This window comes from Rathayibacter sp. AY1F6, assembly GCF_002932035.1.
Classification (GTDB): domain Bacteria; phylum Actinomycetota; class Actinomycetes; order Actinomycetales; family Microbacteriaceae; genus Rathayibacter.
In genome coordinates this window covers 18048-36743 of record NZ_PSVD01000020.1, presented here as the reverse complement: position 1 = coordinate 36743, position 18696 = coordinate 18048, and the positions used below count along the sequence as shown (strand labels likewise).

Genomic DNA, 18696 nt, shown 5'->3' with positions numbered 1-18696 from the left:
CATGGGCGCCGACTCAGTCCTCGAGCAGGATCGCGTCGATCTGCCCCATCGCCTGGCGGAGTCCCTCCTCCATGCCCATCTGGACCATCTGCTCGAGCTGCTCGACCGACTCGAAACGGCTGCTGAGGACCATCCGCGTGCGCCCCGGCTCGATCTCGTCGAGGGTGACCGTGGCCCGGGTGATCCCCAGCGCGTCGACCGGGTCGCCGCGCTCGTCGGCGAAGCCGTCCTCGAACTCGAACCGCGTCGGCTCCTCCACCCGGGTCACGCGCCACCAGCCGCGCGCCTGCTCGCCGTCCGGTCCCGTCATGACGTAGGCGCTCCGTCCGCCCTCGACCGGCTCGTGCCGCTCGAAGGTCGCCGGCCAGGTCGGCGGCCCCCACCAGCGCTCGAGGCGGCGCGGATCCGTCCAGAGGAGCCAGACGCGCTCGATCCCCGCGTCGAACTCGGCGGTCACGGTCAGGGTCAGTTCCTCGATGTCCTTCACGGACTGCAGCACGCTCATCGCGCCTCTCCCTCCAGCAGATCCCGCGCGCCGGTCGGCTCGCGGGTGTCACTCCTCGTCGAGGAGGTCCGACATGCGGTCGATCCTCCCCGCCCACAGCTGCTCGTAGGCGTCGAGCAGGCGCGACGCCCGCCGCACTGCGGCGACCTCGCCCTGCACCAGCTGCTCCCGCCCCCTCCTCCGCTTGCGGACGAGTGCCGCCCGCTCGAGGACGGCCACGTGCTTCTGCACCGCCGCGAACGACATCTCGTAGCGCGCCGCGAGTGCGGAGACGGACTGCTCGCCGACCAGCACCCGGGCGACGATGTCGCGGCGGGTGCTGTCGGCCAGCGCCCGGAAGAGCAGGTCGATGTCGGCGTCCATTCGTACAACCATGTGGTTGCACATTAGGGCCGTCCCCTCCCCCGCGCAAGAGCATCCGTCTCCGGGCGAGCGCACCGGCCCGCGCCCGACCTCAGGCGCTCGCGGCATCGAGGGCCTCGGCAGCGGCCGCGAGCACCCAGTCCGGCAGGGGGCGGGCCGCGAACAGCGAGGCGTAGAGCCGGGCCATCGAGTCGTCGGGGTCGAGCCGCAGCGCCTCGTCGAGGTGGAGCCCCGCGAGGCTCGAGACTCCCCTCGCCCACCAGCACCACGCGAGAACGGTGAGCACGGAGGAGCGCGCCTCCTCCGGCGCCAGCGCGGCGGCGCGGGCGAGGAGCCCGGTCGCCCGCGCCAGACGGCCGCGCTCCGGAGCACGCCCGCTGCCGAGCAGCAGGGCCGACAGCTCGAGGTCGTGGTCGTCGTCCGTTCCGGCGCGGGCGTCGCCCACCGCGCCGGGCGGCACTCCCACTCCTGCCTGCGGGCTCCGCGCGATCTGCACGGTCACCCGGTCGCGGAGGGGCGGCGACTGCAGGGTCCGCACGATCAGTCCTTCGCGGCGGACGTCCCGCGGTCCGCTGAGCCAGCGCTCGACGAGCCGTTCCGTGTCGCCGACCAGGGGCGGCCGGCGGAGCACCTCCGCGACGAGCGCGCGATCCTCCTCGAGGACCGGCGGCAGCACGGAGAGCGCGTCGATGTCCAGTGGCTCGTCGGCCACCGCTCGGGCGAGGACGCCGGTCTCGCTCCGCTCGATCTCGAGGAGCGGACGTGGCCTGCGGCACTCCTCGGCGTCCGTGTAGCGCCCCCATCCGTCGGCGGCGATGCAGGCCACGGCGATGATGTCCAGGCGCGTGCGCTCCAGGCGCCGGAGCACCGCGTGGCCGAGGTCGAGATGCGGGATCCCCCGCTCCTCGGCGTAGCCCGCACGGGTGCAGACCACCACCAGCACACCGGTGGCCCGCGGCATCGTCTCCATCATGGCCGCGCAGCCGCCCGCCAGCGCCTCCGCCTCCATCCCGCGCAGCGTCTCCGGGAGCGGGATCCGGAAGCCGCCTCCGGCGCGCGTGCCGAGGAACGGCACCACCACGACGGACTCCTCCGGACGGATGCCGATGATGGAGGGGACGGCCGCCAGGAGGTCCTGGATCGCGCTCGCCCGCAGGACTTCGGGATCGCGGCGGCGGGACGGAGGAGCAGGGGTTCGCTGTGTGAATGTCATGTCCGACACCCTGCTCGCGTCGCCGGCGGCGCGAGATCCCGCCGGCCCGGACCGGGGAGAACCGGAGCGGATCGGCGCCTGTGGAGGAGCGCCCGGGGCCGGCGGCTCAGCCGGCCGCGGGAGCCCGCAGCACCTTCGCCATCGGCCGTCCCTTCGCGATCTCGTCGATCAGCTTGTCGAGGTACCGGATGCGCTGCATCAGCGGATCCTCGATCGTCTCGACCCGCACGCCGCAGATCACCCCCGTGATCGCCGAGGCCTGCGGAGGCAGGCGCGCCGCCGCGAAGAACTCCTCGAAGGTCGTCCTGCTCTCGAGGTGCCGGGCCAGCTCCTCGTCCGAGAAGCCGGTGAGCCAGCGGACCGCCTCGTCGACCTCCTCCCTCGTCCGGCCCTTGCGCTCCGCCTTCGCCACGTAGAGGGGGTGCACGTCGGCGAACGCCACGGAGAAGATCCTGCTCATGGCCGGGAAGCGTACTCGCGCGACGCCCGGCGCGGCAGAGGCGCCCGCCCCGCTATCCTCCCCAGTGGCCCTCGCGCCTCCACCCCGCAGCCCACAGAGAGAACCACCGTGAGCCTCCTCCGCACCAAGTCCGTCGAGCAGTCGATCGCCGACACCGATGAGCCCGAGTACAAGCTCAAGAAGTCGCTGACCGCGCTCGATCTCACGGTCTTCGGCGTCGGAGTCGTCATCGGCGCCGGCATCTTCACCCTCACCGGCCGCGCCGCCCATGACATCGCCGGACCGGCGATCGTCCTGAGCTTCGTCGTCGCCGCCTTCGCCTGCGCCCTCGCGGCCATGTGCTACGCCGAGTTCGCCTCCACGGTCCCGGTGTCGGGCTCCGCCTACACCTTCTCCTACGCCTCCCTCGGCGAGCTCTTCGCCTGGATCATCGGCTGGGACCTGATCCTCGAGCTGTTCCTCGGAGCGAGCGTGGTCGCGCAGGGGTGGAGCGCGTACCTCGGGTCGCTGCTGCAGCAGCTGGGAGTGACTCTCCCGCCGGCGCTCACCTACGGCGGCGTGGTCGACGTGCCGGCGATCCTGCTCGTCCTCGTGCTCGGCGCGCTGATGACCTTCGGGATCAAGGAATCGCTGCGCGTCAACCTGGTGCTCGTCGCGATCAAGCTGTTCATCGTCCTGTTCGTCATCATCGCGGGCCTGCAGTTCGTGAACACCGCCAACTACACCCCGTTCGTCCCCGCCGCCGAGCCCTCGCCGTCCGCGTCCGGTCTGACCCAGCCGCTGCTCCAGTTCCTCTCGGGCATCGAGCCGGCCACGTTCGGGGTCGGCGGCATCATCGCTGGCGCCTCCCTGGTGTTCTTCGCCTACATCGGGTTCGACGTCGTCGCGACGACCGCGGAGGAGACCCGCCGCCCCCAGCGCGACCTGCCCATCGGCATCATCGCCTCGCTGATCATCTGCACGGTCCTGTACTGCGCCGTCGCCCTCGTCGTGACCGGCATGGTCCCCTACCGCGAGCTCGACCCGTCGGCCGCGCTCGCCAACGCGTTCGCCTACCACGGGCAGACCTGGATGGCGACGGTCATCTCGGCCGGCGCCGTCGCCGGTCTGACCACCGTCGTGCTGACGCTGCTGATCGGAGCGACGCGCATCATCTTCGCGATGGCGCGCGACGGACTCCTCCCCCGGCGCCTGGCCACCGTCCACCCGCGCCTGCGCACGCCGTGGTTCACCTCCGTGGTCGTGACCATCGTCGTCGCGCTGCTCGCCGGGCTCACTCCGATCGGCGTGCTCGAGGAGATGGTCAACATCGGCACGCTCTCGGCGTTCGTGCTGGTCTCGGTCGGCGTCGTGGTGCTGCGCCGCAAGCGGCCCGACCTGAAGCGCGGCTTCCGGGTCCCGCTGAACCCGTGGCTCCCGCTCCTCTCCGCCCTGATCTGCACCTACCTGATGCTCAACCTCTCGATCGAGACCTGGCTGCGCTTCCTGATCTGGCTGGCCGTGGGCTTCGCGATCTACTTCGCCTACTCGCGCAGCCACGCGAAGATCGGCACGCAGCCCTAGGGGGCCAGGCCCACCTTCGGCCTGGCCCAGGAGCGTCCGCGCGTGTCCTTGAGGATGTCGTACTCCACCTCGACGTGCGGCTCGATCGCGCTGTACTTGTCGTTCGGGGCGCCGATCACGAGCTGGAAGCCGAGACCGCGCCACGCACCGATCGCCCGCTTGGTGAAGTGGGCGTCGGCCTTGATCAGCGCCTCGTCCATGAAGACCGGCGCGTACCGGGGGCGGTCTGCTCCCGCGTCGCCGAGCTGATAGCGCAGCGCCGCTCCGACGATGAAGGCGATCAGCTCCTGCGACTCCCCGCCGGACTTCTCGCCGATGTGGTCGTACAGCGCCACGTGCGCTCGGGTGACGGCGTCCACGCGCTCGGCGCTGACCCGGACGTGGTTGCGGACGTCGACGAGGTCGCCGAAGTCGGGCGCGGTGCGCCGCAGCCGCTGGATGAGCCGGGACATCCGCCGGTAGACCTGCTCGCGCTCCTCCTCCGCGGACACGGCCTGGATCTGCGCGCGCACCTCGCGGAGCTCGCGGCGGAAGCGACGGCGCACCTCCGACTGGTTCTCGCGCGTCGTGATCTGCAGGCGGTGGCCGTCGTCGTAGAACGGCAGATCCTGCATGATCACGTTGATCGGCTCGATCCGCTCGCGGATCTCGCGCAGCGAGCGGCCGAGCGTGGAGTCGAAGCTCGTGAGGTCGTTGCCGGAGAGCGTGAGCAGGCTGTCGCGCCACTCGGTCTCGAGCCGGTGCAGGCCGCTGGTCTCGAGGGCGTCGAGCAGCCGCTCGAAGTCGCCCGCGGACGCCTCGGGGTCCGCGAGCAGGTTGGGATTCGGCCAGCGGTCGAGGAAGCCGGCCATGATCCGGCCGGCGCTCTCGCGCTGCTGCTCGTGCGCCTCGGCCGCGGAGCGGCGGTCCTCCGCCAGTCGCTGCGCCGCCGTGGCGAGTGCTGCGTCGAAGCGGACCAGGACGTCCGAGGCGCTGCCGGACGCCGCGGCCTCGGTCAGCGTGAACCGGGCGTCCAGGAAGGCGCGCTGGTCGTCGTCGAGCTCGCGTCCTGCGCGCTCCGCCGCATCGAGAACCGCCTGGCTCGCGTCGACGTCGTCGACCACGACGGCCCACTCCGCCTCGATCCGCTCGCGTTCCACACCGGCGCGCGCGATCTCCTGGCGGAGGCGCTCGAGGCGGCCGCGCAGCCCGTCGATCTGCTCCTGCAGGCCTGCGAGCTCGGGGTTCGCCTCCGCCGCCTCGGCGCCGACCGCCTCCCAGCGCTCCTGCTCGGCGAGCAGCGACTCGACGTCGACCGTCTCCCAGCTCACCAGCGCGAGGCGGGCGTGGCGCGTCATCCGGTCGTCGAGCGCATCGAGGGCCTCCTCCGCCGCCGACGCCGCCGAGACGGCCGCCGCGCTGCGGGCCCGGGCCGCCTCGACCAGGGCGTTCAGCTCGCGGAGACGACCGGTGTTGGAGAAGCCGAGGACGTTCGCGGCGCCGTGGCCGCCGTGCGCACCGCGCTGCCCCTGCGAGAGCTGACCGGCGAGGGTCAGGGCGAGCCGGTGGCGTCCGAGCTCCGCAGCGCTGTCGACGCACACGTAGCCGAAGCGGTCCTCGAGCCGGTCCTGCAGCCAGCCGGTGAAGGCGGTGGCGCGGTAGTCGAGGCGCCCGGGGAGCGTCTGCGGGTCGAGGCCCCGCACCTCCTCGAGCCCGGTCTCCACGCCCTCGTAGCGGAGCCGGACCGGGAGCCGGAGGGAGTCGATGGCGCGGCGGAAGCGGTCGAGGTGGGCGGAGTCGATCATGAGCGTCGTCGCGAAGCCGCCGAGGGCGAGCGTGAACGCCTCGCGCCAGGGCTCGAACTCGGCACGCACCTCGACCAGCTCGCCGACGAAGGGCAGGTCGTCGGCGGTGAGGCCGGCTGCCTCCGCGATCCGCTCCCGCGCCTCGTGCAGAGGCCGGGGGATGCTGTCCCGACGGTCCGAGGCCGAGCGCTGCTCCGCCTCGAGCTCGGCGAGCTCGCGCGCCGCGGCCTTCCGCTCGGCGACCGCGTCCGACCAGGCCGCACGGGTGCTGCGCTTGGCGTCGGGCGCGCTCGCCGCCCGGGCGAGCACCGCCTCGAACCGCTCGCGGGTGGTCTCCGGCTCGCCGAGAGCGCGCAGGTCGTCCTCGAGCCGCGCGCGGTTCTCGCGCGCCGCTCCCAGCCGCCGCTCCACCTCGCGAAGCTCGCGCTGGGCCGTCTCGAGGCGGTCGCCGCCGGAGGCCCGCAGCACCTCGGCGAGCCCGTCCCGCTCCGACTCCGCCGCCTCGGCGAGGGCCCGCTTCTCGCGGAGCACGGCGTCGACGGCGCGGGTGCGCTCGCGCAGCTCGGCCTCGACGTCGCGAAGCAGGCCGAGGCGCTGCTCAGCGCGCCACAGGGCCGCCGGCGACACCGGGGCGTCGAACTCCCCGAGCGCGTCGATGAGGCGCACGCGCTCCGCGGACGCGGCGATGCGCAGACGCAGGCCCCGCAACGGCTCGAGTGCCGCGACCTGCTGGCGCGCGGTGAGCATCCGCTGCCGGGTGCTCTCGAGCTCGTCGAAGTGGGCGACGATCGCGTCGGCGGAGGCCAGGGTCTCGGGCTCCTCGAGCACGAGCCGCTTGTAGAGGTCGTCGACGGTCGTGATCTGCTGACCGGCCTGGATGCGGGCGAGCAGGCTCATCGCCTTCGATCCGGCTCCCGCCGCTCCGATGCCGAGCACCGCGTGCAGACGCGCCGAGAACTCGCGGTCGGTGCCGAGCGGATCCAGGCCCGCCGCGCGCAGCGACGCGTCGGAGAAGCGGTGCGCCGCCGCCCGGTCGAGCGCGGCGAGGTCGACCGGGCCCTCGGCGCTCGCGCGGATCCGCACGGTCTCCTCGAGCACCCGGGAGCCGGCCGGGACGTACCAGGCGCGGACCGCGCTGAAGCGCGAGCCGTCGTGGTCGACCCAGGTCATCGCGACGGCGGTCCAGGTGTCGACTCCGTCGCCGCGCAGGACGCGCATGGTCGTGCCCTCGTCCGTGCGCGACTCGTCGAGCTTGCCGCGCGCGTAGGAGAGGATGTTGCGCTGGTCCTCGCCGCGCGGACGGCCCGTCACTCCGCCGTTCGAGGCGCCGTTGAACGGCGTGGTGTGCGGCATCATCAGGGCGATGTAGGCGTCCATCAGCGTGGACTTGCCGGAGCCGGAGCCGCCGCAGAGCAGTGTGGCCCCCGGCGAGAAGCGGACCCGGTGCGCGCCGTCGTAGCCGCCCCAGTTGACCAGCTGCAGGTCCTCGGCGAGCCACTGCTGACCGCGGGAGGCGGCGGGGATCAGGCCGAAGAGGGTGTCGAGCATCGTCATCGGGGGTCGTCCTCCGGGTCGGGGGTGTCGTCGTCGGTCGGCTCGTCGTCCAGCGGCTCGTCGTCGGCCGGCTCGTCGTCCGCGACATCGGTCCCGGGCAGGACGCCGTCCGTGGGCGGGTCCGCGTCCTCGTCGAGGCCGTCGTCCTCGCGCGCGTCGTCGTCCGCCTGCTCCGGGTCGTCCGAGCCGGGCTCCTCGGCGGGCGCCGCGTCTGCGACCACCGAGGAAGCGGCCTCGCCCGCCCGCCCGCGCAGCCAGTCGCTCAGCTCCCGCAGCTTCGGCGCGCTCAGCACGATCTCCACGATCGGGCTGATCCGGTACCGCCCTGCGGACTCCTCGTCGACGATGCCGTCGCGGCCGAGCCGCTCCAGCGCCTTGCGGACCATGCGCTGCCGGCGGGCGGTGTCGCGCTCGGCGTCGGCGAAGTAGCTGAGCACCGTCTGCTCGACCTCCTCGACGTCCACGCGCGCCGACGCCTCGCCGGCCGCCGACTCCCGCTGATGGACCGTGCGCAGGTGCACCAGCACCAGCGTCTCGGCGCGGGTGTAGGGGAGGTCGCGCAGCAGCACCGGCATCTCGACCTCGTCGGAGCGCACCTGCTGCTTGTAGGCGACCCCGCGCTCGTGGTCGACGACGAGCCGCACGAACAGGTCGTTCAGCCGCGACTCGATCAGCTGCCGGTGCTCCTGGAGCACGGCCCACTGCTCGCGGTGGCGGTCGGCGAGGAGGAAGCGGCGCTGCAGCACGTGCACGAGCACCCGGCGCACCTCGGTGTCGAGGACGCCGCGGTCGCCGGGGAAGAGCTCGTCGGGGTCCTCCTCCATCGACACGGGCGCGATGAACGGATCGGCGGCGGGCCCGTCGGTCGCCAGGGTGTCACTCATCGTCGGTCTCCTCCTCAGTGCGGGCGGTCACGGATCCGAAGGCGAAGCGGCGCACGGTCCCGTCGGGTCGGCGCGTGCTCACGACGGAGTAGCCCTCGCGGTCGACGAGGCCCGTCCGGTGCGCGATCTCGAGCAGCCCGAGCAGGTCGACGGGCCGTCGAGTGTCCTCCGGAGCCGCGCTGAACGCGTCCGCCAGATCGAACTCGTCGCCGAGCTCCGCCACGTAGGCCTCCAGCTCCGCGTAGCGGGGACCGCCCCAGGCCCGGCTGTCGTCGCCGACGAACTCGGCGTCGCCGTCGTCTCCGGCCAGGGGCGCCGGCCCGCCGGCCGGACGCACGTCTCCCAGGGTCTGGCGCAGGTGGCCGATCCCGGCGACGGGCAGGTGCCGCAGCGGCGCGACCGGCGCGTCCGGCGAGATCCCGCCCGTCCACTCCTGGAGCCCCGCCATCACGTTGCGCAGCAGCTCGTCCACCTGGCGGTCGCGAGCGGGATCGTGGGTGCGGACCTGGCCCGTGATGACGTGGGACGCGCGACGCTGCGCGGTCAGGACCTCCTGCACGCCCAGCTCCACCCGGCGGACGATCGCGGCCAGCTCCCCGCGCTGGGCCGGGTCCATCAGGCGGGAGAACGGCTGCACGAGCACCGTGTGGAGCTGGTCGGCGAGCGCGTCGATCCGCTCGGGGTCGCCCAGGAGGCGGAGGGCTCCGGCGAACGCACGGCCCTCGCTGGTCGCCTGCATCACGTGCTGCCCGCGCTCGAGGTACTCCCGCAGCACCTCGCCGGTCGGGCGGACGTCGCGGCGCAGATCCGCGACCACGTCGCGCTGCATCGCCTTGATCGACTCCGCCACCCGCGCGAAGTCGGCCGGCAGCTCGCGGGCGAGGTGCACCACGTTCTCGGCCTCCTCCAGGAGCTGCTCGTCGTCGGCCGGCTCGAGACCGGCGCCCTCCTCGAGGGCGGCGATCTCGACGTCCAGGCGCGCCCGCTCCTCGCGGAGCCGCGAGAGCCGGGCCTCCGGGTCGGGCTCGACGTCCGCGGCCAGCCGCTCGACCGCCTCCAGCAGAGTGCGCACCCGCGAGTTCGAGACGCGCGTGCGTCCGCCTCCGGTGCGCCCGGTGATCTCGAGGGCGCTCACGGCGTGGGCGCTCAGCCGGTAGACCTCGGCCTCGCCCTCGATCTGCGGCACGAGCCAGCCGACGCGGACCCAGTAGCGGCACACCTCGCGCGCCGTGCCGCTCGGCAGAGCGCGCTCGCCCTCGTCGTACCCGGCCGAGCGGAGCTCTTCGAGCAGCTCCCCCACCTCGGCGTGCGCGTCGGCGACCGCCACGGCCTGCCGGTCGACCGTGAACACGAGCGACAGAGCGGCGACGACGAACGGCGCGTAGCGGCCGTGGAGGAGATCGAGGGTCGGCGTCCGGAAGGCGCCGAGGGAGCGCAGGTAGGCGGCCTCGGCGCGGGAGTTCGACATCGCCCTCAAGGATAGGCGGCGGGCCGGGCGCCCGAGGACGGCCGCGCCTGGGCCGCAATCCGACCAGCGCCTTCAGGCGCCGTCGGGGCGGAAGCCTTTGTAGAGCGTGAGCGCGAGGGCGGTGCGGTCGCGGAGGCCGAGCTTGCGCAGCAGCGCCGAGACGTGGTTCTTCACGGTGCCCTCGGCGAGCACGAGGGCGGCCGCGATCTCCCTGTTGGTCCGCCCTTCGGCCACCAGCTCGGCGACCACCCGCTCGCTCCGCGTGAGCAGCGTCAGCGGGCTCTCGCCGGTGCGACCTGGCTGGACGGCCGGCCGGGCGACGCGCGGATCGATCACCATCCCGCCGGCGATCACCGCGTCGAGGGCCACGACGAGACCCTCCACCGAGGTGTCCTTCAGGAGGAATCCGGAAGCGCCGGCCGAGAGGGCCGCCTGCACGAGCGCGTCGTCGTCGAAGGTCGTCAGAAGGAGGACGGGCAGACGCGGATGGAGCTGCGCACACTCGGCGGCGAGCTCCACGCCGCCCATGACCGGCATCCGCGCGTCGGTGACGACGACGTCCACCTCCGTCGTGCGCAGAATGTGCAGAGCAGCCTGTCCGTTCTCGGCCTGGGCCGAGACCACGACACCCTCGACCGTCGAGAGGAGCATGACCAGCCCACGGCGGATCATCTGCTGGTCCTCCACCAGCAGCACTCGCCTCGGTGTCGTCTCCGTCACGAGGCGCGGCTCTCCCGTTCCCCGTCGGCGCCTCCGAGAGGGATCGAGAGGCGCAGGAGGAACCGGTCGCCGATGCGCCGCGCCGTCAACCGACCTCCGCGAGCCGTCGCGCGATCGTCGAGGCCGCGCAGCCCGAACCCCAGCACAGGCTCGCCGTCGCTGATCCCGTTGCTCCTTCCCGCGCCGATGTCGCTGAGCAGCGAGAGCTCGAGCCGGACGTCGTCCGTCTCGATATCGATGCGGACTCTGCGGGCAGCGCCGTGCCGCAGAGCGTTCGTCAGCCCTTCCTGCACGCCTCGGTAGACGACGAGCGCGGTCTCATCGTCGCTGGTGAGCACACGGTCCGACGCCTCGTCGCCGACCACATCCACGGTCACGCCCGTGCCGCGGAAGGACTCCGCGATCAACTCCAGCGCAGCCAGGCCGCGGGCGCCCGCGTCCCGGAAGGGACTGAGCGCTCGTACCCACATCCGCATGTCCGCGAGAGCCTCGCTCGACGTGGATCGGGCGGTGCGGACCTCGGCCCACGCCTGCTCGGCATCGGCGGAGCGCAGGCGATCAGCGAGCTCGAGACTCATCGAGACGAGGGTCAGCTTGTACCCGAGGCCGTCGTGGAGCTCGCGTGCGCTCCGGGCGCGCTCGTCCGACAGCAGCAGCTCCTTCTCCGTCTCGGAGGCGCGATGCAACCGCCTGATCACACGCTGGTCGGCGGATCGCTCGCTCTCGAAGCCGCGAAGAGAGAGTCCCAGGGCGATCCCGAAGCACATCAGCACGGCCACGGGCACCACGTTGAGCAGACCGTCGAGCACTCCGGAGAGCAGCGCCCTCCCCGAGCCGACGGCGCCCCCGACATGGAGGGCCAGTCCGACGGAGGCGATCCAGATCATCGCGTGCGCCCCTGCGCGGAGCGAGACGTCGACCACCGCGAACGCCACGACGAGGAGGAGGACCGGGATCGTGAAATCGAGCCGGCCGAAGACGACGACCGGCGTCGCCGCGACGATGGACACCGTCGTCACGGCGACCCCGTGTCCCGCTCGGATCAGTCGGGGCCGGACGGCCCAGAGCCCGGCGATCACAGGCACCAGCGCGAGCCATGTGACCGCGACCGCTGCACCCGTGCCTCTCTGCGCGGAGTCCACGACGCCCAGGATCCCTGCCAGGACGAGGCAGCACAGGGCGATCGCCTGAAGTGCGATGACGGTCCTGTCCACGGTGCTCGACAGGGACGGCGCGACCGCGACCCGCTCGTGTCCTGCCGCTGACGGCGCGGAGATCTCCGCCGCCGTCTCCGGAGTTGAGCCCATGTCGACAACTGTAGCTCCGACTCCGGGATGCCGACCCGTGACCGCAGTCACGCCCTCACCGTGACTCCGGTCATCCTCATCCGTGACTTCGGCGGGAGGTGGTCGACTGCGGACCTTCCTAGCCTCGAAGTTAGCGCCGGGAGCCGCATCCCGCACCGCGAGACAAGTCGGACAGGAAAGGGAAGCGATGCCGCTCGACCTCGAATATCTCCGGTACTGCCGCCCGGGCAACCCGTTCTACGCGGTCGCCGAGGAGGGGGACGACATCGATGGCGACGCCTTCGACGTCGCGTCCTTCGCTCCGGAGGACTGGCAGGTGAGGGAGTCGCGGCCGTGGCGGAACTGGATGCCGGACGGTTGCCTCCTCCCTCGTCAGGGATGGAAGCTCCACCTCTCGTCGACACTCGATGACGCGGAGAAGGTCCTCGCCGCTGCTGCACGCTACTGCTTCGCCTCCCGACTGCCTTTCAAGCATCTCTCGACCACCTCTCACCTTCTGATGCAGAACGGCAAGTACGCCGATCGAGCGGGAGCTGGGAAGTTCATCACCGTGTATCCCGGTTCGGACGACGAGTTCGCCCGAGCGCTGGAGGACCTCGACGTCCGTCTTCGCGGGTTCAGAGGCCCGTACGTACTGTCCGACCGGCGGTGGAAGTCCGGGCCTGTGCACTTCCGTTACGGCGCCTTCGTCCCGTCCGAGACGGAGAGCGGCTTCGTCTCGACGGTGCTCGACCCGGACGGGAACGAGGTGGAGGACGTCCGGCGGCCGACGTTCACACCTCCCCCGTGGGCTTCACTACCGGAGTCCGTCACTGTCGGGGCGGAGAACGAGGAAGAGGTCGCCTTCGGCTTCACGATGCTCTCAGCGCTGCACTTCTCGAACGGTGGTGGTGTCTATCTCGCTGAAGCGACGACCGACGAATTCGTGCCGATCGGGACGATCGTGGTCCTCAAGGAGGCGCGCCCGCACGCCGGGTTGGACGCCGACGGAGTCGACGCCGTGACTCGCCTGGCTCATGAGGAGGAGGTGCTCGTCGATCTGCAGTGCCTGGACTGCGTACCCGTCTTCTACGGATCCTTCACGGCCTGGGAGCACCGATACCTGGTCATGGAGCACATCGAGGGGAACGATCTGAAGCGCGAATGGATGACGAGGACTCCGCTGCTCCGACCAGCACCGTGGCGCGTCGTTGACCCTGCATACACCTCCTGGCTGACCACGACCGTCGCTCGCCTCGACGCCGCTCTCGCCTCCGTGCACCGCGCAGGATGGCTGCTCGGCGACATCCACCCGAAGAACGTCATCATGCGGAACGGCACGCACCCGTGCTTCCTCGACTTCGAGTTCGCGCATCGAATGGATCCGGAGTGGCGTTGTCGCCAGGGAGCGCCCGGCTACGAGCCCCTGGAAGGCCTGAAGGGGACGGAAGCGGACGAGTGGTCGCTCGGCATCCTCGAACTCGATCTCCTCTTCCCCCAAGCGACGATCGCCGACCAGGGCAACGTCGCGAAGATCGAGCAGCTCCTCCGAGCAGCCGCAGACGATCTCGCGGTTCCGCCCGCCGTGCTGCGGTCGATCAGGACCTCCACCCTCGACGTACTCCCCGCCTCCGGTCAGAGGTCGATCGACGAAGACGTCGGTCGACTCGCCGCCCTCTCGGACGACCAGCTGCGCGGCCAGATCGCCCGCGGTGTCGCATCGGTGCTTCAGTGGACGGACGACTCGCCGGTCGTTCCCGGAGACATCCCTGTCCTCGCCCGCGACAGCGCGGACCACCGTGCCGGATTCCCCTACGGCGCGGCTGGAGTCGTCGCTGTCTTAGGACGATCCGGAGATGTCGACCTCGAGGCCGCCGATCACTGGCTCGCCGCTCGCGTGGCCCAGGTGCGGTCGCGTGGTCTCTGCGGACGCGAGGGAATTCGCTACGCGGCTCGCCAGGCAGGACTCGCGCGCACACTCGAGGTCCTCGACCGCAGGCCCTCGGCCGCCCCTTCAGGTCCGACGCTGTGGTCGGGGTGGGCCGGTGCAGGGCTCGCCGAGCTCGCAGACGGAGGGGACCCGTCGGAGGCGGCCCACCATCTCACCACGCTGCTCGATGAGGACGTCCGAGGAGCCTCCGTCGGCCTCCTGCACGGATGGTCTGCGGCCGCGATCCTGTTCGCCCGACTCCACGAAGCCACTGGCGACGACTTGTACATCACGCTCGCGATACGAGCCGTCGACGCCGATCTGGCGCGCTGTGCGAACACCCGGAACAACACTCTCGAGTTCGATGAGGGATGGAGGACTCTTCCTTACCTGGGGATCGGCTCGACCGGGCCCGGCCTGGCGATCCTGGAGCTGCGGCGGGTCACGGGCGAGGAGCTCTTCGCCGATCCCCTCGCGTCCATCGACGCCGCCGCGTCCTACCAGCAGTGCGCGCAGGCCTCACTCGCCCACGGTCTGTCCGGATTCCTCGTCTACCTCCGCCGCCGCGTACTGCACCGCCCGAGCGCGGAACTCGAGGAGGTCCTCCGCTCGCACGTCCGGTCGCTGCGCCTGCACGCCGTGCTCGACGACACCGGCGTCTTCTTCCGCGGCAACCAGAACCTCCGACTCTCGTCGGACTACCTGACCGGCTCGCTCGGAGTGCTCGCAGCGCTCGACGAGCTCGAGACCGGACGCTCCGCCCTGCCGTTCGGACTCTGACCGAGTCGGCCCGAGACGAGGAGAGAAGGTGATCACATGAACCGGATCCTCGATTTCCAGACCCTCGAAGGTGAGGCCGACGCGCACGACGCCGCGCGCGTCAGCACCTTCAGCGTCATCTCGCCGTGCCCGGGCTGGCCCAGCTCGATCACGTGGGGCAACTGCTGATAGTCGCTACCGGGCGCCCGCGATCCAGCATGACGTTGATCGCGGGCGTCTCACGAGTAAGACGTCCCCACCTTCGTCGAGGAGAAACGCTCATGATCCCCACCCTCCAGGCTCGAGCCGTCGAGCAGGTCATCACCGTAGGCCGGCAGCGGACGACCGTCCTGCGGGGCTGCGACATCGATCTGGAAGGGGGCGGGCTCACCGCTGTCGTCGGCCGCTCCGGCTCCGGCAAGTCCTCTCTCCTGATGTGCCTCAGCGGACTGGACCGGCCGACGTCCGGCGTCGTCGAGGTCAACGGCCGGGACGTGAACAGGCTGTCAGCGGCCGATCGCGCTCGCATGCTCCGCGCCCAGATCGGGTTCGTGTTCCAGCAGTACAACCTCGTGCCCTTCCTCGATGTCGAGGAGAACATCGCGCTCCCCTTCAGGCTCGACCGATCACCCGTGCCGCACGACCTGATCGGTGGACTCGTGGAATCGTTCGGCCTGCGCGACCGGCGCCGTGCGCCGGCGCGAACGCTCTCGGGAGGTGAGCAGCAGAGGACCGCTCTCTGCCGCGCCCTTGCACGGCGGCCCGGCATCGTCTTCGCCGACGAGCCGACCGGCGCCCTCGACTCGCAGAGCTCGCGGGTCGTCCTGTCGACTCTGCGGACGATGGCGGACGAGGGCCAGATGATCGTGATGGTCACGCACGATCTCGACGCCGCAGCCCTCGCGGACACGGTCGTGGTGATGCACGATGGTCGGACCGTGCGGACGACCGGACGCTGCACCAGCCATGAGCTGCTGAGCATCCTCGAAGAGGCCGGGGCCTGACTCGTGTCCCGTTACGTCGTACGCCTGTTCGCCGACGAGTGGCGCCGATGGTCTCCCGCGATCGCTGTGGTCGCCCTGATGGCGACGCTGATCGGGTTGTGCGTTCAGCAGTTCGCCTGGACCGGCGACCCCGCATTCACCGCCGCTGTCACGGAGGCCGGCGTCGCGCTCGGGGAGTTCCGGATCCTCTCGATCACGATCTACACTGTCGTGGCGCTCGTCGGCTGGGTCGCCCTGACGATCGTCGGCCGAGCGAGCGTTCTGGCCACAGGACGCACGCACGCGCTCTGGCTCCTGCTGGGCGCCTCCCGAGCCCAGGTGTTCGTCGTCACTCTCCTCGTGCTCGGCATCGTGAGTCTCCTCGGCGCCGGCATCGGAGCGCTCCTCTCGACACTGCTGGCGTTCTGGGCGGTTCCCGCATTCAACGGTGCCGTCTCGTCCGAGGTCGATCTTCCGAGCTTCTCGCTCGCGCCCTGGGCTCCGGTGGTCACGCTGGCGCTCGGCACGCTCACCGCTCTGGCGGGCGGAGTCCTGCCCGCGCGCCGCGCCGCCCGCACGCCGCCGAGCGCCGCGCTGCGTGAAGTCGGGAGCGGTCGACCGGGTACGGCGATGCGCGCGGTGCGGATCGGCTGCGGCATCGCCCTCCTCCTCATCGCCTCCGGCCTTGTCACGGCATCCGCCTCTGCTCGAGAACTCGGAGCGACCGGACCGGCGCCGATGTTCAACCTGGCCGTCGACGTAGGAGGCAGCGTCCTCGTGGCCGTCTACCTCCTCTGCCCGGAGGTGATCGCGCTCGTCTTCCGGGCTCTGCACGCGCTCTCCGCCCGATCGGGTCTCGTCGTCGCGGCTCTCGGAATCCGCGCGGCAGCAGCCCGGGTGCAGGTCAGCACCGCCACGATCGCGCCGCTCACGGCAGGGCTGGGGGCGATCGCCGTGCTCCTGTGCGCGGTGGAGTCCGTCGTCGCCATGACGACGGCGGTCCGGCCCGGGACCCGCGCCGATCTCACCGATGTTCTGACGATCGTCGCAGTCGTAGCCGTGTCGATGCTCGCCACCAGCGCCACTGTCGTCGCTCTCTCTGCGCAGAACCGCGAGCGCGAGATCGCCCTGCTCCAGGCAGCGGGCCTGCAGCGCCGACAGATCATCGGGCTCGTCGTCTCCGAGAGCCTCGCGATGTCCCTCGCCGCTTCCACAGCAGCTGCCGCACCCGTCGCCGCCACCGGCGCGGTCTGCTGGCTCGTCAGTCGCGTTGCACTGGGCGAAGGGGTAGTGATCTGGCCGGTCCCGAGCGTCGTTCTCGGCCTCATCGGCTCGTGGATCGTGCTCTCGCTGATCCTCCTGATTCCCGCGCAGGCTCGGCTTCGCCGTCCCCCTGGACCGAGGTTGCGTGAGCAGGGTGTCTGACGTGATCACGGGTCGCGACGCACTGCCGCCTCGGGTTTCTGCGATCGCCGGACGGCTGCGACATCTCGCAGCTCTGCAGCCGTCGAGCGCAGCCGCGGAGCCGACAGGCCCCCGGCAGGTGCTCCTCCGGGATCCCGACGGGCGCCCCGTGCAGCACACCCTCGTCATCGCACCGCAGGAGTCTCTGGTGCTCTCGCCGGGCGCCGCCGCTTTCGCACTTGTGAGCGATCAGGACGGTGATGAGCATCACCGCATCCGCGTCGCCGTCGCGACCAGGAGCGGAGCCGTCGAGATCGTTCAGGACGAGCGCCCCGTCTCCCCGCGCATCCGATCGTTCTCGGACGGATTCCTCTGGATAAGGCGGAACGACGCGGGTCGGCCCTGGCAGGCGGTCTGGTGGCATCGCAGCCTGACGACTCCCCACGTGCTGCTCGAAGAGCCCGATCAGGCTCGGAGGCTCGATCTGCGCAGCGTCGCCGGGGCGATCGCCGTACTCGCATCGAGAGGGGCGCGCGACTCCCGGTACTGGGTGCTGACCGGAGAGGAGAGCAGTCCCCCGACGTGCCGTCGCCTCGACCTCGGCACGGAGAACGCGGATGTCTCCGCCTGCAGGGGCGGCCTCGCGGTCCTGTATCGACGGCACGGAGTCGTCCGGATGACCGGCTCGACGCGTCCTCTCGAGGTTCCCGTTCCGAAGGCCCTTCAGGCGGAGCACCTGCAGGAGGCCCAGGGTGAGCTCTTCGTACTCGGTCGGTCGTCCGGCAGGAGAGCGGTGTGGCTGCCCGGCGGCGGGGCAGACGCGCTCTGGCTCGCGCCGGCGGCCGGGACCCTTGTTCCCGCCGTCGATCCGATCACCCGCCACCCGATCATGCTCGTCTCCTCCCCTGCTCACCGCGCCCACTGCGTCACCCCTGTACCGGGTAAGGCACTCGCCACCGAGGTCACAGAACGGATGAAGGTCACGTCACTCACTGCGCCGAGCCGGGACGGCACCCTCGTCCCGCTCACCCTGATGACTCCTGACGGCGCCGACAGCTGTCCCGTCGTCGTCCAGGTCTACGGCGCCTACGGCATCAGCCTCGAGGGGCCGTTCGATCCCTTCACGGACGACCTCCTCGCGCGCGGAGCCGCGATCGCCTACTGCCATGTCCGCGGGGGCGGAGAGAACGGCCCGGAGTGGCATCGGCAGGCGACCGGCCTCGGCCGCGAGCGCCCGATCGAGGACCTCCTCGCCTGCCTGGCGTTGCTTCGTGAGCTTCCAGGGATCGACTCGCACCGGCTCCTTCTCACCGCGGCGAGCGCGGGCGCGCTGGTCGCTGCGACGGTCTGCCTCCGTCGCCCCGCAGAACTCCGTGGCCTCCACCTCGTGCATCCCTTCCTCGATCCCGTCGGCGCGCTCGATGATCGCTCCGCAGCCGCGGCGGCGTCCGACCGTGAGGAGTTCGGTGACCCTGACTGGATCCTCGCGAGCGGGCTCTCTCCACTCGCGACGATCGCCACAATGGTGGGGCGGAGCCGACCGCTTCCGCGCGCGTGGATTCGAGCCGGTCTCCGCGATGCCCGAGTCGACGCGTCGGCGATCGCGGAATTCGCAAGCGCCTACCGGGCAGTGGCTGAGCGCGACGATCCCGCGCACGTCGTCCTCCGTGCGACCTCGGGCGGTCACCTCAGCGGACTGACGCCCGAGGAGTCCCACCAGGAGAACGTCCTCGCTCACGCCTGGACGCTCGACCTCCTCGGCCTGGCCTGACCCGTCGAGCGCAAGGACGAGGGCGATCGTTCCGGCGGGAGCCGATCTC

15 protein-coding genes are annotated in these 18696 nt (G+C 71.5%); 6 read left to right on the top strand and 9 right to left on the bottom strand.

The genetic code is table 11. The features are described from left to right. Positions 1-13: 13 nt before the first annotated feature. The 4 genes from C5C44_RS13840 to C5C44_RS13825 all read right to left on the bottom strand — a co-directional run bounded on the left by C5C44_RS13840 (position 14) and on the right by C5C44_RS13825 (position 2541). A complete protein-coding gene (locus tag C5C44_RS13840; RefSeq protein WP_104222538.1) occupies positions 14-505 on the bottom strand; it encodes an SRPBCC domain-containing protein in 492 nt (163 codons plus the stop codon). Positions 506-553: 48 nt separating this feature from the next. Beyond that, the gene (locus C5C44_RS13835; RefSeq protein WP_104222609.1) at positions 554-880 is read right to left on the bottom strand and encodes a metalloregulator ArsR/SmtB family transcription factor; all 327 of its coding nucleotides are present in this window, start codon (positions 878-880) and stop codon (positions 554-556) included. A gap of 79 nt (positions 881-959) precedes the next feature. Continuing rightward, on the bottom strand, positions 960-2081 hold the full coding sequence (locus C5C44_RS13830) for a DUF4192 family protein (RefSeq protein ID WP_104336027.1): 1122 nt from the start codon (positions 2079-2081) through the stop codon (positions 960-962). 106 nt (positions 2082-2187) lie between these two features. Next, positions 2188-2541: a DUF2200 domain-containing protein gene (locus C5C44_RS13825; RefSeq protein WP_104225408.1), complete on the bottom strand. Its 354-nt coding sequence runs from the start codon at positions 2539-2541 to the stop codon at positions 2188-2190. 108 nt (positions 2542-2649) lie between these two features. On the opposite strand from C5C44_RS13825, the gene C5C44_RS13820 reads away from it, so the two are divergent. After that, positions 2650-4104 (top strand): amino acid permease, encoded by a 1455-nt coding sequence (locus C5C44_RS13820; RefSeq protein WP_104233381.1) that lies wholly within the window; start codon positions 2650-2652, stop codon positions 4102-4104. Here the strand turns inward: C5C44_RS13820 and C5C44_RS13815 are convergent. The 5 genes from C5C44_RS13815 to C5C44_RS13795 form a co-directional block, all read right to left on the bottom strand. Beyond that, on the bottom strand, positions 4101-7442 hold the full coding sequence (locus C5C44_RS13815; protein WP_104336026.1) for an ATP-binding protein: 3342 nt from the start codon (positions 7440-7442) through the stop codon (positions 4101-4103). The two genes, C5C44_RS13820 and C5C44_RS13815, sit on opposite strands and share 4 nt — an antisense overlap. Further along, the gene (locus C5C44_RS13810) at positions 7439-8326 is read right to left on the bottom strand and encodes a DUF4194 domain-containing protein (RefSeq protein WP_104336025.1); all 888 of its coding nucleotides are present in this window, start codon (positions 8324-8326) and stop codon (positions 7439-7441) included. Before C5C44_RS13810 ends, C5C44_RS13815 begins: the two co-directional genes overlap by 4 nt. Continuing rightward, positions 8319-9794 carry a DUF3375 domain-containing protein gene (locus C5C44_RS13805; protein ID WP_104336024.1) on the bottom strand — a complete coding sequence of 492 codons (1476 nt, stop codon included), beginning with the start codon at positions 9792-9794 and terminating at the stop codon, positions 8319-8321. The genes C5C44_RS13810 and C5C44_RS13805 overlap by 8 nt, the downstream gene beginning before the upstream one ends. 72 nt (positions 9795-9866) lie before the next feature. Then, positions 9867-10514 carry a response regulator transcription factor gene (locus C5C44_RS13800; RefSeq protein ID WP_258059250.1) on the bottom strand — a complete coding sequence of 216 codons (648 nt, stop codon included), beginning with the start codon at positions 10512-10514 and terminating at the stop codon, positions 9867-9869. Continuing rightward, positions 10511-11821 carry a sensor histidine kinase gene (locus C5C44_RS13795; RefSeq protein ID WP_104222531.1) on the bottom strand — a complete coding sequence of 437 codons (1311 nt, stop codon included), beginning with the start codon at positions 11819-11821 and terminating at the stop codon, positions 10511-10513. Before C5C44_RS13795 ends, C5C44_RS13800 begins: the two co-directional genes overlap by 4 nt. Before the next feature lie 187 nt (positions 11822-12008). Between C5C44_RS13795 and lanKC the strand changes: the two genes are divergently transcribed. From lanKC to C5C44_RS13775, 5 genes are all read left to right on the top strand, one after another. Beyond that, complete coding sequence (lanKC, locus tag C5C44_RS13790; protein WP_104336023.1) at positions 12009-14510, top strand: class III lanthionine synthetase LanKC; 2502 nt, start codon at positions 12009-12011, stop codon at positions 14508-14510. Between the two features lie 36 nt (positions 14511-14546). Next, on the top strand, positions 14547-14678 hold the full coding sequence (locus C5C44_RS17380; protein ID WP_258059251.1) for a hypothetical protein: 132 nt from the start codon (positions 14547-14549) through the stop codon (positions 14676-14678). Between the two features lie 92 nt (positions 14679-14770). After that, complete coding sequence (locus C5C44_RS13785) at positions 14771-15493, top strand: ABC transporter ATP-binding protein (RefSeq protein WP_104225415.1); 723 nt, start codon at positions 14771-14773, stop codon at positions 15491-15493. A gap of 3 nt (positions 15494-15496) precedes the next feature. Next, the gene (locus C5C44_RS13780; protein WP_104336022.1) at positions 15497-16897 is read left to right on the top strand and encodes an FtsX-like permease family protein; all 1401 of its coding nucleotides are present in this window, start codon (positions 15497-15499) and stop codon (positions 16895-16897) included. A 148-nt stretch (positions 16898-17045) separates the two neighbouring features. Then, positions 17046-18647, top strand: a complete 1602-nt coding sequence (locus C5C44_RS13775; RefSeq protein WP_146084346.1) for a prolyl oligopeptidase family serine peptidase — start codon at positions 17046-17048, stop codon at positions 18645-18647. The last annotated feature ends 49 nt before the right edge of the window (positions 18648-18696 follow it).

Bases quoted from the DNA above. Each gene is read 5' to 3' on its own strand.
- C5C44_RS13810 (WP_104336025.1), bottom strand. From the start codon at position 8,326: ATGAGTGACACCCTGGCGACCGACGGGCCCGCCGCCGATCCGTTCATC.
- C5C44_RS13840 (WP_104222538.1), bottom strand. From the start codon at position 505: ATGAGCGTGCTGCAGTCCGTGAAGGACATCGAGGAACTGACCCTGACC.
- C5C44_RS13815 (WP_104336026.1), bottom strand. From the start codon at position 7,442: ATGACGATGCTCGACACCCTCTTCGGCCTGATCCCCGCCGCCTCCCGC.
- C5C44_RS17380 (WP_258059251.1), top strand. From the start codon at position 14,547: ATGAACCGGATCCTCGATTTCCAGACCCTCGAAGGTGAGGCCGACGCG.
- C5C44_RS13825 (WP_104225408.1), bottom strand. From the start codon at position 2,541: ATGAGCAGGATCTTCTCCGTGGCGTTCGCCGACGTGCACCCCCTCTAC.
- C5C44_RS13795 (WP_104222531.1), bottom strand. From the start codon at position 11,821: ATGGGCTCAACTCCGGAGACGGCGGCGGAGATCTCCGCGCCGTCAGCG.
- C5C44_RS13830 (WP_104336027.1), bottom strand. From the start codon at position 2,081: ATGACATTCACACAGCGAACCCCTGCTCCTCCGTCCCGCCGCCGCGAT.
- C5C44_RS13835 (WP_104222609.1), bottom strand. From the start codon at position 880: ATGGTTGTACGAATGGACGCCGACATCGACCTGCTCTTCCGGGCGCTG.
- C5C44_RS13805 (WP_104336024.1), bottom strand. From the start codon at position 9,794: ATGTCGAACTCCCGCGCCGAGGCCGCCTACCTGCGCTCCCTCGGCGCC.
- lanKC (WP_104336023.1), top strand. From the start codon at position 12,009: ATGCCGCTCGACCTCGAATATCTCCGGTACTGCCGCCCGGGCAACCCG.
- C5C44_RS13785 (WP_104225415.1), top strand. From the start codon at position 14,771: ATGATCCCCACCCTCCAGGCTCGAGCCGTCGAGCAGGTCATCACCGTA.